Genomic DNA, 14,855 nt, shown 5'->3' with positions numbered 1-14,855 from the left:
AGAAGAGGGTTCGCCTTCTAGGATCGCTAGAAGGTAAAAAGGGATGGTAGAGAGAATTTTTAAAAGAATCGATCGGCTGATTTATGAACGGATCATTCACGTTAGATCAATCGTCAAAAGAGGGGCGAACGTCATGAATGTAGAGAAGAGAAAATTTTCTGTTACAGACTTTACTTTTGATGCGGGTGTAACCTTGCCCGTGGAAATCGGTTACGAGACTTATGGAACATTAAATGAAGACCGCTCAAATGCGATTTTGATTTGTCACTTTTTCAGTGCGACGAGTCACGCGGCTAGTTGGGGTAATGGATCGGCCGTATTCCATGGGCAAGAAGAGCAAGGGTGGTGGGACGCTTTGATCGGTCCGCAAAAAGCGTTCGATACCGATCGTTTCTTCGTCATCTGTTCCGATGTCATTTGCAACGTGAACGCGAAAAACCCGAATGTGTATACAACCGGTCCGGCTTCTGTTAATCCCATGACTGGAGAAAAGTACGGGCTATCTTTTCCACAAGTGACAATCCGAGATTTTGTACGTTTGCAGAGAAGGTTGTTGCATGCTTTGGGAATCGAACGCTTGTATTGTGTAGCGGGCCCCTCGATGGGGGGCATGCAAGCACTTCAATGGGCGGTCGATTATCCGCAAGACGTACAAAAAGTTGTGGTTGTCATCAGTGGCGGGCGGACGCCTTCCTTCACATCTGTTATGCCGTTACAAGTAGGCATCGACGCGATTTTTGGTTATGAAATGTCCGGTTTGAGGGTAGCGGTCAAAGCGATGACGATTCAAGCACGCTGCGTTGAATTTGCTAAACGGGAGTGGGGGTATCCCGTTACAACTCCTTCAGCGAATGGAAAGGAGCAACCTTTTTCCTTTCATAAAGAGATGGATGCGCTTGTGGAAGAACGCATTCGTTATATTGAGCCGTTGCACTGGGCCTATATCAGCAGAGCATGCCAACTTTATAATCTGGAATATGGGTATGGTTCGTACGAGCAGGCTCTCTCCCGTATCCAGGCGGATGTTTTGGCCATTCCGTGCAGTACAGATCTTCTGTTTCCACCGGAGGAAAGCCGTGATTTGGTGGAGCGATTACGAAAATTAGGAAAGAACGCTTTTTATTACGAATTGGAATCACCGAACGGGCATCTCGCGGGCGTATTGGAATGTGAAAAAATCAGTGAACCGATTCGATCGTTTCTTCATATATTCTCACACGATTTCTAAAATTATTCCACATGTACCTCCTATAATAAAACTTGTTATGTAAACATGAATGCGAGAACAATCAAGGAAATTTTTGACGTTCCAGTTAAATAGGAGGTACATCGATGAAATGGAAGATTGGTGCAGTGATAACACTAGCAATCTTCTTTTCAAATTATGCGTACGCAAAGTACACGCCGAGCGGTCAAACTCCATTAACAAAACGAGTCGATTCCATTGTGCATACCATAGATGCCAATATTCTACAGAAAAAACAACAACAGAAACAAGTCAGTCAGACAACAGAAAGTTCAAAAATACTTTCACAATCGCACGAAAACGCTCCTATTCAAAATCAGCATACAGTGGGACAAAACAATATCTTGAACCAACCAGCGAATCATTTGAATCAATCTGTTCTCCTTCATGTAGCCGCCCAATCACAAAATCCAGAACTCTATAACGGTTGCGAGATGACGAGTTTGTCTATGCTATTGGACGCAGCTGGTCAATCGGTAGATAAAATGACATTGGCAAACGAAATTCCAAAGGATCCAACGCCAGAAGTTCTAGACAGTGATGGATCCATTGCTTCTTGGGGAGATCCAAATATCGGCTTTGTTGGAGATATCACCGGTAATCATGTTGGTTACGGAGTATACCACAGTCCTGTATTTAAATTATTAGATCAAATCCTCCCTGGAAAAGCGATAGATTTGACGGGGCGTTCTTTTGAGCAAATCCTCAATCAGGTGGCTTCGGGTAAACCCGTTATCGCTTGGACAACTGTCAATTTTGCACCGACCTCTTCGTGGGTGACATGGCAGGGTCCCAACGGTCCGGTACATGCGACATTAAACGAACATGTGGTTTTAATTGTTGGCTTTAATAATGATCAGATTTTTGTTAATGATCCATTGGATGGGACGGCTGCAAAGGCGGTGAATCGGGCCCAATTTGAATCATCTTGGGAACAACTGGGACAACAAGCTGTTTCATTTAATTGATCGTATTTTTATGAGGTGCGACATGTAACTGTTGCGCCTTTTTTCATGGGATATTGCATGGGGGATGTTTAAGAACGATTTCTCCCGTGGATTCTCGAGGTTATCTGTATTTACTTCGATGAAATATTTTTATATCATGTATAACAACTAATCCTTATGCATCTATTTGAATCGTACAGACGGGAGGGAGGTTACACAATGTTCCGATGGATCATGACCAAAGTATTTCGCGAGTATTGGAACCCTTACGTTGCGATAGGTTTAGCAGGAATCTTCAGTGCACTGTTCTTCGGAATCACGGGAACGGTTTGGGCAGTGACAGGCGAATTTACGCGGTTAGGCGGTCATCTCTTACAGCTTTTTCATGTCGATGTTTCCCAATGGGCTTATTTTCAAATGATCAAGATGCAGGGAACACCACTTGATCGCACCGATGGCTGGATTGTGATTGGAATGCTGGTCGGTGCCATGATCACCGTATTGCTTAGCAATAGCTTTAAGATCCGTGTTCCCAGGCAAAAACGTCGTCTCATTCAAGGTTTCATCGGTGGGATTATTGCTGGCTTCGGAGCACGTCTCGCATTGGGATGCAATCTTGCCGCTTTCTTCACAGGTGTACCGCAGTTTTCCTTTCATGCATGGATTTTCATGGTGGCTACGGCGGTTGGAACCTATCTAGGCGTGAAAGTCGTGAATACCTCCTGGTGGCGGGGAAAACCGAATCTTCAACGCGTACGCATGAGCGCAATGAATGATCAAACAAAGGAAAAATCCCCCCGTTATCAAACGTACTTAGGTATTCTCATCGCAATGATCTATCTGGTAATTTTGGTCTCATACATCGTTAAAGGAAAATCTCTTCTCGCAATAGCCGGATTATTCGGGGCTTGTTTTGGGATCTTTATTGAAAGAGGTCAAATTTGTTTTACTTCAGCCTTTCGTGATCTTTGGTTAACCGGACGTGCGGTTATGACAAAAGCATTGGCCGTCGGGATGATGTTGAGTGTCGTTTTGACATTCATTTTCATACAAAGCGGAGCTCACGCGTTGATAAAAGTCGCTGCTCCGAGCACATTGATCGGTGGACTGCTCTTCGGTCTTGGTATAGTTATGGCCGGTGGATGTGAAACAGGAATGATGTACCGGGCGATGGAAGGGCAAGTCCATTTCTGGATGGTTGGCTTAGGGAATATCGTAGGGGCTACTCTTCTCGCTTATGCGTGGGATCATCTTGGAATTTACACGGCACTGGTGAAAGGATGGCCTGCGATTAACTTGATCACTGAATGGGGAGCTCCTCAAGCGCTTATAGGTACGCTTGCGCTCCTGATTGTATGGTATCTCTTTTCCTCCTGGTGGGAAAAACATTACCGTTTTGGTAAAGGATTGCAAGTCAAGGGAGAGAAGTTCGTCCCGCAGAAATTGGGCCAATAGCGTGAGGTGATGGTGATGGATCAGATCAAAATTGATTTCATATTGGACATACGCGGGGAACCCTGACCGTATCCTGTCATGTATGCGCTGGAGGCGCTACAGGATATGAAGGCAGGACAGGTTCTGCAAGTGATTGCAGATTGTCCTCAATCGTTCCGCAGTGTTCCGGAAGAAGTGGTGAAGCATGGGTATGAGCTCATTCAGGAACCGGAAAGAAGAGGACAAGATTTATATTTTTATATCCGTGTTCCAAAATAAAGAGCGTGTTCAAATCGTATGAGCAGGTGCGAGAAAGCACCTGCTTTCTTTTCTCTCATTCATTCCACACTCGAAGGATTGTATGGTATGATGAAATCATGTATAGTCAATATTCGCCTTACTGGTTCAATTTTCTTTTTTACTTCAACGTAGAGAGAGATTTTTTTGAATGTCATGAACATGGGGAATATTTGTGGCTCAATTCTGGACGTCCCGATTGCCTCAAGGGACTCATCCAGATCGCCATAAGTTTCTATCATCTGGGATGCGGAAATTTCGAAGGCTCACGAATCATGCAGTTGAGAGGCTTGAACTATCTTCGTGGGTATCGCCCCGTGTGGGAGGGAGTCGATATAGGAAAGTTGGTCATCGATACGGAAAGTTTCTACGAGCGAGTCCGAGAGAAATCACGAGTCACAGAGACGGACATCGTAACGATGGCTCCCCTTTTGCATTTGGTGGATCCGGAATTAGAACAATCGCTACATACATGGATGCCTGTTCCACTTCCTGAAGAAGAGTCGTAACTTTTTGGTCATTTGAAAGGATGTGATCGCATGCTCGTTTATGTAAACGGTCAATGGCTGAATGACAACGAAGCCACGATTTCTATTCTCGACCGCGGGTTTGTATTTGCTGATGCGGTCTACGAAGTCGTTCGTATTTATAACGGACGTTATTTTTACCTGGATCGTCATTTGCAGCGCTTGAAACAGTCATTGTCTGCTCTGAGAATCGATGTAGACGTCGACTCTCTTGAAATCGTTTGTAGGGAATTGCTGGAACGCAACAAGACAGATCAAGGAAGTCTCTATCTTCAAATCTCTCGCGGTGCGGCACAGAGAGTACACGGACTGCCGCAAGGATTGACTCCTACCGTCGTTGCTTATGTAAAAGGATTGTCAAACCTTGATACGAGTTTACAGGAATCCGGAGGAAAAGCGATTTTTTATGAAGACACTCGTTGGTTCATGTGCAACATTAAGACGGTGGGTCTGCTCATCAATTGTTTGGCAAAAGGAGAAGCATTATCGCAAGGAGCGGATGATGCCATTTTTCATCGTGGTGAAATCGTAACAGAGGCAACGTCTTCCAACATCTTTATTGTAAAAAACGGTACGCTTTATACTCATCCGAACGGCAACTTGATTCTTCCGGGAATCACACGCCAGGTAGTCATCGAACTGGCGCATGAATTGCAAATCCCAGTGGAAGAGAAGCCGTTCACAAGAGAAGAACTTCTAGCTGCTGATGAGTTATTCCTGACCGGAACGATGGCGGAAATCACTCCTTACGTCAAAGTAGAGGGGCGCACGATCGGGGAAGGTAAGCCGGGTTGTGTTACCCGTCGCTTGCAAGATGCGTTTTCGCAGCTGACAAGGAGTCTCTAAACCGTAACGCCAATATCTGTCGGTGACAGATATTGGCGTTGCTTATTGTTTCCTTGATCGCCTTTGCCTTTGCAAGGAAACTCCTACTACAGGGAATCTTGAAAGTGAAAGCCAGAAGTCTACCGAATGTACAGTCGCTTAACCATTGAGGCACGAGATTCTGTTTAACAGACGTAAAATGATTTGCATGGTAAGTTGTGAATCTGTTCAAAGGGGAGTGGGTAAAGTATGAAACAGCGTGCCGTTTTTCTTGACCGTGATGGTGTCATCAATGACCATATCCGTTATGTGAATACGCCTGATGATCTCATTCTATTTCCAGGTGCGGGAAAAGCATTGAAACGATTGCGTGATGCGAACTTTCGCGTCTTTGTCGTCACCAATCAAGGGGGCGTCGGTCTTGGATATATGACGGAAGAGAATTTGCAAGCGATTCATCAAAAAATGAAGGAAGAATTGGCACGCGAAGGTGCGGTCATCGATGAGATTGTTTATTGTCCACATCGACCGCATGAAGGATGTGCTTGTCGAAAACCGAACCCAACGATGATCATAGATTTGGCCAAACGGTATGGGATCGATGTTGAGCATAGTTTTATGGTTGGGGATCGTGAGACTGATATCGAAGCGGGGCTCAAAGCAGGAACCAAGACAATATTGATCGGTAAAGGGCCTTCACAGGCGGATTACGTTGTCTCCGATCTCGGGCATGCAGTAGATATGATCCTGGCTGAACAGACTTGAGTCACACGTCAAGCGGATTCCCCATAAGCTGGTGATGAGCCTATTCCGAAAGAATGGGAATTTCGCCAGGGAAGGAGTCTTGCTTCTATGGATTATGAACCAAGAGAGGAAATAGAAAGAGATAGTTCAACCCTTCCGGATAGTCCGAGTCACTTTACGGAGCAAACGGTTCCGCATCTCGGCAGTTATCCGGCACCATACGCACCGCCGTTCTCCTCCATGAGCGGGCAATCGTATCCGCAGGTCTACCAAGTTCCTTGGAATTACTTTAACTTTCCTTACCGTGGTACGTATCAACCGGCCTATGCGGACACTGGATACAGGCAGATTCCGATTCCGTTACCATTGCCAATTCCGCTTCCAGTCCCCTATCCAAGTCCTCCCTATTATCCGTATCCGAGACCCCCGTATTACCCGTATCCAGGATCGTACTACGGACCGTTTGTGTATCGTCCACCCTTTTGGATTTGAGTCTCTGTGTGAAGTGTCGGATCTACGTGTAGATCCGATTTTTTTCTATCAAAAACGAATAAATAGAATATCTTTCCTCTTTAACAAAAATTCCGAATATTACACTTGTTTTTTGGAAACACCGTAGGTATAATAAAAACAATATTTTTAGGGGAGAGATGGATGATGAAAACGAATGGGGAATTATGTGTTCTGTGTGGGAAAGATACTCATGTCTCAGAGAATATTCCCTCTTACATGAGAGAGAACTACATCGATCAAGCAGGACAATTATGTTCAGAATGTTACGAAGATATCGCGCGAAATAAAGAATGGCATAATCTTCTCTAATTTAAACGAATTACAAAAGCAGTCTCCTGCCTCAAATCCTGGCAGGAGACTTATCTATTAGCATTTAGCGGCCGGCGCTACAGCTCCAAGCCCGGGAACGAGCAAGAAGAACAAGACAAAGATAATGAGAAAAACAACTGCCCAACGAGTATATCCTCCGAAAACTCCGTACATAAGAAAACCTCCCCTTATCTATTTCATCAAGCTGATTTCGCTCGAGATGCTATATCTAATGCAGATGGAATGTGAATCGTATGGATGAATGTCCTTGAGGCATGTAATTTAGGGCAAACATACCCAATCCCTCAAAAAAAGAAGGCTGTCCTCGAAAGGACAGCCTTCTCTCTATGATACCGAAAAATGATTTCATCACAGGAATATGTAACGTGAACTATGCGTTCGCTTTCTGACGATGTTTGATCCTTCTGCGTAATGTCTGTTTGATATCGCGCACGAGACGCGCTTTGTTCTTACGAATGCGGACACCGCCCGTTTTATATGATGGAGCGATACCGAGTTCTTTTGCCAGGATCTGAACGTGCTTGACGCCCATTTCATCAACATAAAATTTCAACCCGTCTCCTCCTCTCTGATGATCATTTTCATTGTACCCGAAACAACGCAAAAAAAACGCCAGCCGCCATGCGACCGAGCGCTAATCTTTCATATGTTTCGGGCCGCCGGTCTTCAAAGACCGGAATCCTTTCGCGAACAGACGTGACCATATCCAAATCGATCGTTTTTTGAAAGATGCCTACATGCCTTCCTCTTCTCTCGCTTCCAACAGGATTTCTCCCCAGGGATCGATGATCATCATATGTCCGAAGAATCGCCAGATATGTTCGCCTGTCGCAAGATACAGATCTTCGTCCATGATGCGAAACAGATGGGGATTCGAGTAAGAGGCGATACGTTTCCCTGTATGATCATACACGTAAGACGTATGATAAACAAGTCCTTTGCGTATTTCCGCGACCCTATTCACTCACAACGCGCAATTTTTTCATTGAGTCTCCATGCCTGATATGATCGATATGAAGACGGTGTGGTGCCTGTTTAGATGCAGTTGGGAGTCGTTGGTTTATTCATCCCAAACTTTTACTTCTTTCATTTTGTCGCCTTGCTTTATTTGGTCAATGTATTCTAACCCTTCAACAACTTTGCCGAATGTTGTATGAACACCATCAAGATGAGATGTTGTCCTACGATCAAGAACAATAAAAAACTGAGAACCGCCAGTATCTTTACCAGCGTGCGCCATAGATAATACACCGCGTTCATGAATAACCGGGTTGCCTTTTGTTTCACACTTAATTGTGTAACCTGGCCCACCTGTGCCATTACCTATCGGGCAGCCACCTTGAACGACGAATCCTGGAATGACTCTGTGAAAAGTTAATCCGTTATAGAATCCGGAGTTGGCTAGTTTCTCGAAATTTTCAACCGTTCCAGGAGCATGTTCAGGATAGAACTCGATGATCAACTTGTTTCCATTTTCCAATTCAATGCTTCCTCTTTTCAAAATATAACCTCCTCACATTTGATCATTAAATTATATCATAATGCGGGTTAGATGAGCTATAAACTATTAATCCGGTCTATAATCGATGGGATGTTTTTTCCAAACACCTTTCGTTGAACGTAATTATGATACACAAATTCCTCTATTGTGAGAGCAATCGTAATTAAAAAAAACAAGAATCCATGACCGAATTGAATCTTTACGCCCATGGCGCTATGAATGATAAATAATCCGCTGATAAGAAATAAAAAATCTGAAAATAGAGCGATTGAATTCCCGAATGTACGTAAAATCCACAGTTCTCCAATCAGAAAGGTAAAAATAGACAATCCAATAATCAATATAAAAACCAAGGATGGAGGCTCGTGAAAAACCATTCCGATGAAGAAACCGAGATTGAATGTGAAACGAAGTATTTTAATCAATAAAGCAACTAAATATTTTCTCATCGTTTCCTCCTCCACTATGTATTATCTCCAATCATTTCACAATCTTTTCTAAGATTCAATTGCAATATTAAAAATAGTTGGTGTACAGCTTTTATCAGATTCAAGAATGACGGCACTGTCGACGATTGGAGAAAATAAAAAAAGGCTCTCAAGGAGAGCCAAGGATGGTCATTTCTGTTATCTCGCTGTTGGCCATACCCTGCGGATCATGTCGGTAAGATCCGCCATACCCGTCATGGGACGTCCGCTTGCCAGATCTCTTGCAAACGACTCAAACCTTGAATAGATGGCAGGGTTTGCAGAGACGTATACCGTCGTGATGTTGGGATCGGTTTGTTTGACGACATCGGTGATTCGTTGTTTTAAGTGGTCACTGACATCCCAAGTTCTAGGGGTCGTACGGATGGTACCCGGCGCTGTTCCAGGAGGAACTGTACGGTCTAGGGCTCGATCCCCCGACGTGCCCGTATTCACCGCTACATATGCGGTACGTCCAGAAACGAGTACCGAAGCGGATGAGACCCCGGGGACGGAGGCCACACGTCGTGCGATTTCCGGTGCGGAGCGATAGGTAGCGGGTGCTGGTGCAGGCGCAGGTGTCATCGTACGCGGTGCCGGTGCGGGCGCAGGCGTAGGTGTCATTGTACGCGGTGCCGGTGCGGGCGGAGCCGGATGAACGGGAACGTTTTGCGTACGAGCACGATCTTGCGCTGCCGGAGTACAACCTACCGCGGAAAGGACTGAGAAGAGCGTAAGGACAGATAAAGAGAGTGCTACAGATTTCTTCACCTATTCATCCTCCTTTCTACTTAAGCGTTATTAGTGTTTCCCTTTTATCCGCAGGAACACGCATCGAATGATGCCAAACCAACCGGGTTTTTCCGTAATTAAAAAAGCACCCTGAATAACAGAGTGCTCGTGTGAAAACGTTCTTCAAATTAATAGGTACGGATTACGTTATATAATGTATCGCGTTCGACAGGGACTCTTCCCGCTTCCTTGATCATACGGATAAATGAGTCTTTCGGTGTGTATTGGGCGGATTCGGAACCGGCAGCATGGACGATCTGTTCCTCCATCACGGTCCCGTCCAGATCATCGACGCCAAAAGCGAGAGAAACCTGCGCCATTTTATTGCCGATCATCATCCAAAACGAGCGGATATGATCGAAGTTATCGAGCATAAGGCGAGCGACTGCCAACAATTTCAGATCGTACCAGCCCGTTGTCGTCTCCTTGATATTGTATTCTCTTGCAAGCGCGGTGTTATCCGGATGGAAAGAGAACGGGAAGAAGGCGCTGAACCCGCCGGTTTTATCCTGAAGTTCGCGTAACCGAATGAGATGATCGATGACGTGTTCTTCTTTTTCGATATGCCCGTACAAAATGGAAGCATTCGTCCGGATTCCTAATCGGTGTGCCGTTTCATGAATGTGAAACCAGCGATCGGCCGATGTCTTATGACCAGAGATAATTTTGCGAATCTCCGGATCAAAAATTTCCGCTCCGCCTCCTAGAATCGAATCCAATCCAGCTGCATGGAGACGGTGTAACGCTTCCTCCGGGGTCATTTTAGCCGTTCGCGCGATATAATCGATTTCTACCGCGGTAAATGCTTGTACGTGGATCTTTGGCATGTGTTTTTTGGCCAAACGCATCATTTCCTCATAGTAATGAAATGGCAATTTCGCGTTGACACCGCCAACGATGTGAAGTTCCGTGAATCCCTTGGGGGCCATCTCGATGTACTTTTGCTCAATCTGTTCCAAAGAGAGTGTGTATGCGTTTGGTTGGTCGGGTTTGATGCCGAATGCGCATAATTTGCAATCCAAGTAACACACGTTTGTGTAATTCAAATGCGTGTTATAAATGAAGTAAGCGGCGTCCCCATTTTTGCGCCGTCTAACGATATCCGCCAACGCGCCGATTTGCAAAAGGTCGGGCGATCGCAACAAGCGAACGCCGTCATCAAACGAGAGGCGCTCACCATGCATGACTTTCTCCTCAATATTTCTCAAAGAAGTATCCCGTGTGACCATCAACATGTTCTTTCCTCCTATGGCGAGCACAAGTTCGAACGAGAACCGCTAGTTATCGATGTTATTGTAACATACACAAAAAAATTATTTTGCGTAAATAATTTTTTCGTACGAAGAAGGAATGTTACATTTTCGTGACGAATATTACAACATTGTTGCACCAATTTATAAAATTAGAATTGTTAAGGAGTGTGGGTATAATGAAATTATCCAAGTGGATAGCACTTGGTGTTACAACGAGTGTATTGACCGGCCTGACGACCGGTTGTGGGGGGAGTACTGGAACTTCTGCAAACGGTGGGGATAAAGGAACCCTTAAAATGACTTTGCTTGCGGAACCGCAGGCCATGGATTCAGCAAAAGCGGATGCTGCCGTCACTTTCGATATTTTGAATGCGATCAATGAAGGTCTATATCGTCTGAACAAGGACGGAAAACCGGAACCCGCATTAGCGGCAGGCATGCCTGAGATCACCAATGGCGGCAAAACGTACAAGATCAAATTAAAGGATAATATTACTTGGTCTGACGGTTCTCCGATCACCGCTCATGATTTCGAGTATGCATGGAAACGGACGCTTGACCCGAAGACGAAATCCCAGTACTCGTTCATGCTGGCATGGATTAAAGGCGGGCAAGCTTATAATGAGGGCAAAGGAACTGCCGATCAAGTACAAGTCAAAGCACTCGATGACAAAACATTGCAATTTACTTTGGAACATCCGATTCCATTTATGACCGCACAGCTTTCTTTCCCGCCTTTCTTCCCGCAAAAGAAAGAATTTGTTGAGAAATATGGGGACACGTACGGGGCGGACGCGGATAAGGTATTGAGCAACGGGCCATTCAAGCTGGAAAAATGGGATCACGAGCAAAGCCTGACTCTCGTGAAAAACGATAAATATTGGGACAAAGACCATGTGAAATTAGACAAGGTTCAAGTGCAAATCGCCGCTGACAATAATACTCTGGCGAATCTCTATCAATCGAAAGAAATCGATGTTGCACGTATCACCCGAGACCAAGTGGATCTTTGGAAGGGCAAACCCGACTATCAAGTTGTCCCGCAACTCTATATTACATATGTAGAAATGAACGAGGCGGTTCCGGCACTGAAAAATGAGAAGATTCGCAAGGCACTAGCTTTGTCGATCGACCGAGCGGCATTGTCGGATTCTGTTTTCCATGACGGCAGTAAACCGCCGACCGGCTTTGTTCCATACGGTACACAGGAAACAGGCGGCAAACAGTTCCGCGATATTGCCGGAGACGTATTGCCTAAATATGATCCGGTGAAAGCGAAAGAGTTATTGCAGGAAGGATTGAAAGAAGCCGGTTTGTCTTCCTTCCCGAACCTCAAACTGACAGGGGATGATACGGAAGACGGCAAGAAGGCGATGGAATTCATCCAAGGACAATGGAAGAAAAACTTGGGTATCGATGTGACGATTGAACCGCTTCCGCATAAGTTACGCCTTGACCGCGGCGATAAGCGCCAGTTTGATTTGTTATTATTCAACTGGGGAGCCGACTACAACGATCCGATGACATTCATGGACTTACATGAATCTACTTCTCCTTTCGATGAAAGCCAATTTAAGGATCCACAATACGATCAACTGATCGAAAAAGCGAAAGAAGAAACGGATCCGGTTAAACGTACCCAAGAACTCGTTGAAGCAGAAAAGATCCTGGCGGAAAAAATGCCTGTCGCTCCTGTCAACTTCCGTGCATATTCCTATCTGGTAAGACCGAATGTGAAGAACCTGGTATTCTTCCCGTACGGTGCCGAATGGGATTTGAAATGGGCATCTGTCGAATAATCGTTTTCAAGGGGCTCCTTGCAAGGGGCCTCTTGTTTTTCGTTACCGTATTCTCCTTTTCATAAAATGGTGTAAAATAAAAATCTATACACTTATTTTCGGAAGGAATTCTGTACATATGAATCGTGTGTTTACGACTTATGATTGGGGAGAACGAACCACAGAGACGCCGATTCGTAAGGAATCACTCCTTCGCATCATCCGTTATTTTTATCCCTATCGAAAGCTCTTGTTTCTATCCGTTGGCTGCATTCTGATATCTGCCGGATTGGGACTTTTGCAGCCGGTCTTGATCAAACAAATCATCGACATAGCGATCCCTCAGAAGAAGACCGCTTATCTGTTGCTTTTAATCATTGGCATGGTGATCGCGGCGATCGGTGGCGGAGTGGTCGGCGTGGTTCAGACCTATTTAAATACCCGAATCGGCCAGGGAGTGATGTTCGATATCCGGAATCAGATGTATAGTCATCTTCACCGGATGTCTATCCAATTTTTTACAAACAATAAGACCGGGGACATCATGTCGCGAGTCAATAACGATGTGAATGGCTTACAGGCAGTGGTTACCGACACGATTTCCAATTCCCTGAGCAATCTCATCATTGCTGTAAGCACGTTAGCAACGATGTATGCATTGGATCCCTACTTGGCAACATTATCGCTCTTGATCCTTCCGGTTTTCATCATTCCGACGAAGCGTGTGGGGCGATTGAATTTTCACGCGAAAAAAGCCACGCAAGAGAAGATGGGCGAACTCTCATCACTCATGCAGGAAACTTTGTCAGTAAGCGGCGCGATTCTGGTGAAAGCGTTTGGCCGCTATGAGTGGGAAGCGAAACGATTCGCTGAGTTAAACAGGCAATTGATGCAGTTGCAAATTCGCCAATCGATGATCGGGCGTTGGTTTTTGTGTTTATCGGAATCATTTCGACGGCTGGGCCCGCCATTATTTATGGATTCGGCGGTTGGGCGGTGATCCAGAATCACCTGTCTCTCGGGACAGTTGTTGCCTTTACCGCCTTGTTGACACGATTGTATGGACCTATATCCGCATTGACGAACGTGCAAGTGAATGTATTAGGTTCGATCGCACTCTTTGAACGCCTTTTTGAATATTTAGATATACCTGTAGACGTCGAGGAGCGGCCCGACGCGGTTCACTTGTCTTCCGTTAAGGGACACATTGTGTTTGATCATGTATGTTTTCATTATCAGGAGGAACGGGAGATCCTGCATGATATATCTTTGACGATCGAGCCGGGGCAAGTCGTGGCTCTCGTAGGACCTTCCGGTTCCGGTAAAACGACACTGTCCGGTTTGATTCCCCGCTTTTATGACGTGTCAAAGGGACGTGTGTTGATCGACGGACATGATGTGCGTGATGTATCGTTGCGTTCATTGAGCGATCATATCGGTCTGGTTACACAGGAGACGTTTCTCTTTCATGCAACAATCCGGGAAAACCTTTTATATGGAAATCCTCATGCTTCCGAAGAAGAGATGATCGCAGCCGCAAAAGCGGCATCGATTCATGAATTGATCATGAGCTTGCCGGAAGGGTATGAAACGGTCGTGGGGGAACGGGGATATAAGCTCTCCGGCGGGGAAAAACAAAGGATTGCGATCGCGCGGGTGATCCTTAAGAATCCGAAGATCCTTATCCTCGATGAAGCGACCTCCGCACTCGATTCCCACTCGGAGTCGTTAGTGCAAGCCGCATTGGATGAATTGATGAAAGAGAGAACTTCGATCGTCATTGCCCATCGTTTGTCGACGATCCTCTCTGCCGATCAGATTTTTGTGATTGCTGACGGGCGTGTCGTTGAACAGGGAACTCATCATGAACTGCTAGCCAACAATGGGCTCTATGCGGAACTGTACCGAAAGCAATTTAGTAAATAGATTCATAAAACGATCAAAAACAAGCGAATAACTCTGTTGTATAATGTATTCAAGTCATTGATATTGAGACAAGGAGAGAGAAAGATGGGTTACTTTGTGTTAATGTCCGTCATGGCTGTATCTACTTTGGTTGTCTTATGGTTCGCTTACAAATCAGCCAGGAACTATGAGGAACATAGCCATCATTTTTAATTTGAATATTAGAATTTGGAAAGAAAAACACCCGGGTTCGGGTGTTTTTCTTTCTATTCGAGCGCTCGGCATGGGTTTGCAAC

General features: G+C 45.3%; 17 protein-coding genes and 1 pseudogene. 12 read left to right on the top strand and 6 right to left on the bottom strand.

Annotated features, from left to right (window positions below):
• Nucleotides 1-43 precede the first annotated feature (43 nt).
• The 9 genes and pseudogenes from DNHGIG_RS01655 to DNHGIG_RS01620 all read left to right on the top strand — a co-directional run bounded on the left by DNHGIG_RS01655 (nucleotide 44) and on the right by DNHGIG_RS01620 (nucleotide 6,512).
• On the top strand, nucleotides 44-1,228 hold the full coding sequence (locus DNHGIG_RS01655; protein ID WP_282198041.1) for an alpha/beta fold hydrolase: 1,185 nt from the start codon (nucleotides 44-46) through the stop codon (nucleotides 1,226-1,228).
• A 104-nt stretch (nucleotides 1,229-1,332) separates the two neighbouring features.
• Nucleotides 1,333-2,214, top strand: coding sequence for a C39 family peptidase (locus tag DNHGIG_RS01650; RefSeq protein ID WP_282198040.1), 882 nt, complete (start codon nucleotides 1,333-1,335; stop codon nucleotides 2,212-2,214).
• A 198-nt stretch (nucleotides 2,215-2,412) separates the two neighbouring features.
• A complete protein-coding gene (gene yedE, locus DNHGIG_RS01645) occupies nucleotides 2,413-3,648 on the top strand; it encodes a selenium metabolism membrane protein YedE/FdhT (RefSeq protein ID WP_282198039.1) in 1,236 nt (411 codons plus the stop codon).
• A gap of 78 nt (nucleotides 3,649-3,726) precedes the next feature.
• Complete coding sequence (locus DNHGIG_RS01640) at nucleotides 3,727-3,906, top strand: sulfurtransferase TusA family protein (RefSeq protein ID WP_282198038.1); 180 nt, start codon at nucleotides 3,727-3,729, stop codon at nucleotides 3,904-3,906.
• A gap of 98 nt (nucleotides 3,907-4,004) precedes the next feature.
• A pseudogene (locus DNHGIG_RS20910) lies at nucleotides 4,005-4,187 on the top strand (DUF309 domain-containing protein); the annotation flags it as partial.
• 12 nt (nucleotides 4,188-4,199) lie between these two features.
• Nucleotides 4,200-4,433: a hypothetical protein gene (locus DNHGIG_RS01635; RefSeq protein ID WP_282198037.1), complete on the top strand. Its 234-nt coding sequence runs from the start codon at nucleotides 4,200-4,202 to the stop codon at nucleotides 4,431-4,433.
• Nucleotides 4,434-4,463: 30 nt separating this feature from the next.
• Entirely contained in the window at nucleotides 4,464-5,297 is an 834-nt protein-coding gene (dat, locus tag DNHGIG_RS01630; RefSeq protein ID WP_282198036.1) for a D-amino-acid transaminase, read from the top strand.
• 228 nt (nucleotides 5,298-5,525) lie between these two features.
• Nucleotides 5,526-6,041 carry a D-glycero-alpha-D-manno-heptose-1,7-bisphosphate 7-phosphatase gene (locus DNHGIG_RS01625; RefSeq protein WP_282198035.1) on the top strand — a complete coding sequence of 172 codons (516 nt, stop codon included), beginning with the start codon at nucleotides 5,526-5,528 and terminating at the stop codon, nucleotides 6,039-6,041.
• Between the two features lie 87 nt (nucleotides 6,042-6,128).
• Nucleotides 6,129-6,512: a hypothetical protein gene (locus tag DNHGIG_RS01620; protein WP_282198034.1), complete on the top strand. Its 384-nt coding sequence runs from the start codon at nucleotides 6,129-6,131 to the stop codon at nucleotides 6,510-6,512.
• A 721-nt stretch (nucleotides 6,513-7,233) separates the two neighbouring features.
• Here DNHGIG_RS01620 and DNHGIG_RS01615 read toward each other — a convergent pair.
• From DNHGIG_RS01615 to mqnE, 6 genes are all read right to left on the bottom strand, one after another.
• Nucleotides 7,234-7,416 carry a hypothetical protein gene (locus tag DNHGIG_RS01615; RefSeq protein ID WP_282198033.1) on the bottom strand — a complete coding sequence of 61 codons (183 nt, stop codon included), beginning with the start codon at nucleotides 7,414-7,416 and terminating at the stop codon, nucleotides 7,234-7,236.
• 180 nt (nucleotides 7,417-7,596) lie between these two features.
• On the bottom strand, nucleotides 7,597-7,827 hold the full coding sequence (locus DNHGIG_RS01610) for a carbon-nitrogen hydrolase family protein (protein ID WP_282198032.1): 231 nt from the start codon (nucleotides 7,825-7,827) through the stop codon (nucleotides 7,597-7,599).
• 96 nt (nucleotides 7,828-7,923) lie between these two features.
• Nucleotides 7,924-8,364, bottom strand: a complete 441-nt coding sequence (locus DNHGIG_RS01605; RefSeq protein WP_282198031.1) for a peptidylprolyl isomerase — start codon at nucleotides 8,362-8,364, stop codon at nucleotides 7,924-7,926.
• 56 nt (nucleotides 8,365-8,420) lie between these two features.
• Nucleotides 8,421-8,813, bottom strand: a complete 393-nt coding sequence (locus DNHGIG_RS01600; RefSeq protein WP_282198030.1) for a DUF2512 family protein — start codon at nucleotides 8,811-8,813, stop codon at nucleotides 8,421-8,423.
• Between the two features lie 177 nt (nucleotides 8,814-8,990).
• Entirely contained in the window at nucleotides 8,991-9,602 is a 612-nt protein-coding gene (locus DNHGIG_RS01595) for a YhcN/YlaJ family sporulation lipoprotein (RefSeq protein WP_282198029.1), read from the bottom strand.
• A 149-nt stretch (nucleotides 9,603-9,751) separates the two neighbouring features.
• A complete protein-coding gene (gene mqnE / locus DNHGIG_RS01590) occupies nucleotides 9,752-10,858 on the bottom strand; it encodes an aminofutalosine synthase MqnE (protein WP_282198028.1) in 1,107 nt (368 codons plus the stop codon).
• A gap of 194 nt (nucleotides 10,859-11,052) precedes the next feature.
• Between mqnE and DNHGIG_RS01585 the strand changes: the two genes are divergently transcribed.
• From DNHGIG_RS01585 to DNHGIG_RS01575, 3 genes are all read left to right on the top strand, one after another.
• Nucleotides 11,053-12,675, top strand: coding sequence for a peptide ABC transporter substrate-binding protein (locus DNHGIG_RS01585; RefSeq protein WP_282198027.1), 1,623 nt, complete (start codon nucleotides 11,053-11,055; stop codon nucleotides 12,673-12,675).
• A 118-nt stretch (nucleotides 12,676-12,793) separates the two neighbouring features.
• Entirely contained in the window at nucleotides 12,794-13,654 is an 861-nt protein-coding gene (locus tag DNHGIG_RS01580) for an ABC transporter ATP-binding protein (RefSeq protein ID WP_282198026.1), read from the top strand.
• Nucleotides 13,588-14,580 carry an ABC transporter ATP-binding protein gene (locus tag DNHGIG_RS01575; protein ID WP_282198025.1) on the top strand — a complete coding sequence of 331 codons (993 nt, stop codon included), beginning with the start codon at nucleotides 13,588-13,590 and terminating at the stop codon, nucleotides 14,578-14,580. Before DNHGIG_RS01580 ends, DNHGIG_RS01575 begins: the two co-directional genes overlap by 67 nt.
• Nucleotides 14,581-14,855 lie beyond the last annotated feature (275 nt).

The organism is Collibacillus ludicampi (assembly GCF_023705585.1).
Lineage (GTDB): Bacteria > Bacillota > Bacilli > Tumebacillales > BOQE01 > Collibacillus > Collibacillus ludicampi.
Note: the sequence above shows the minus strand (reverse complement) of the source record. Positions and strands in the feature narration are given on the sequence as shown.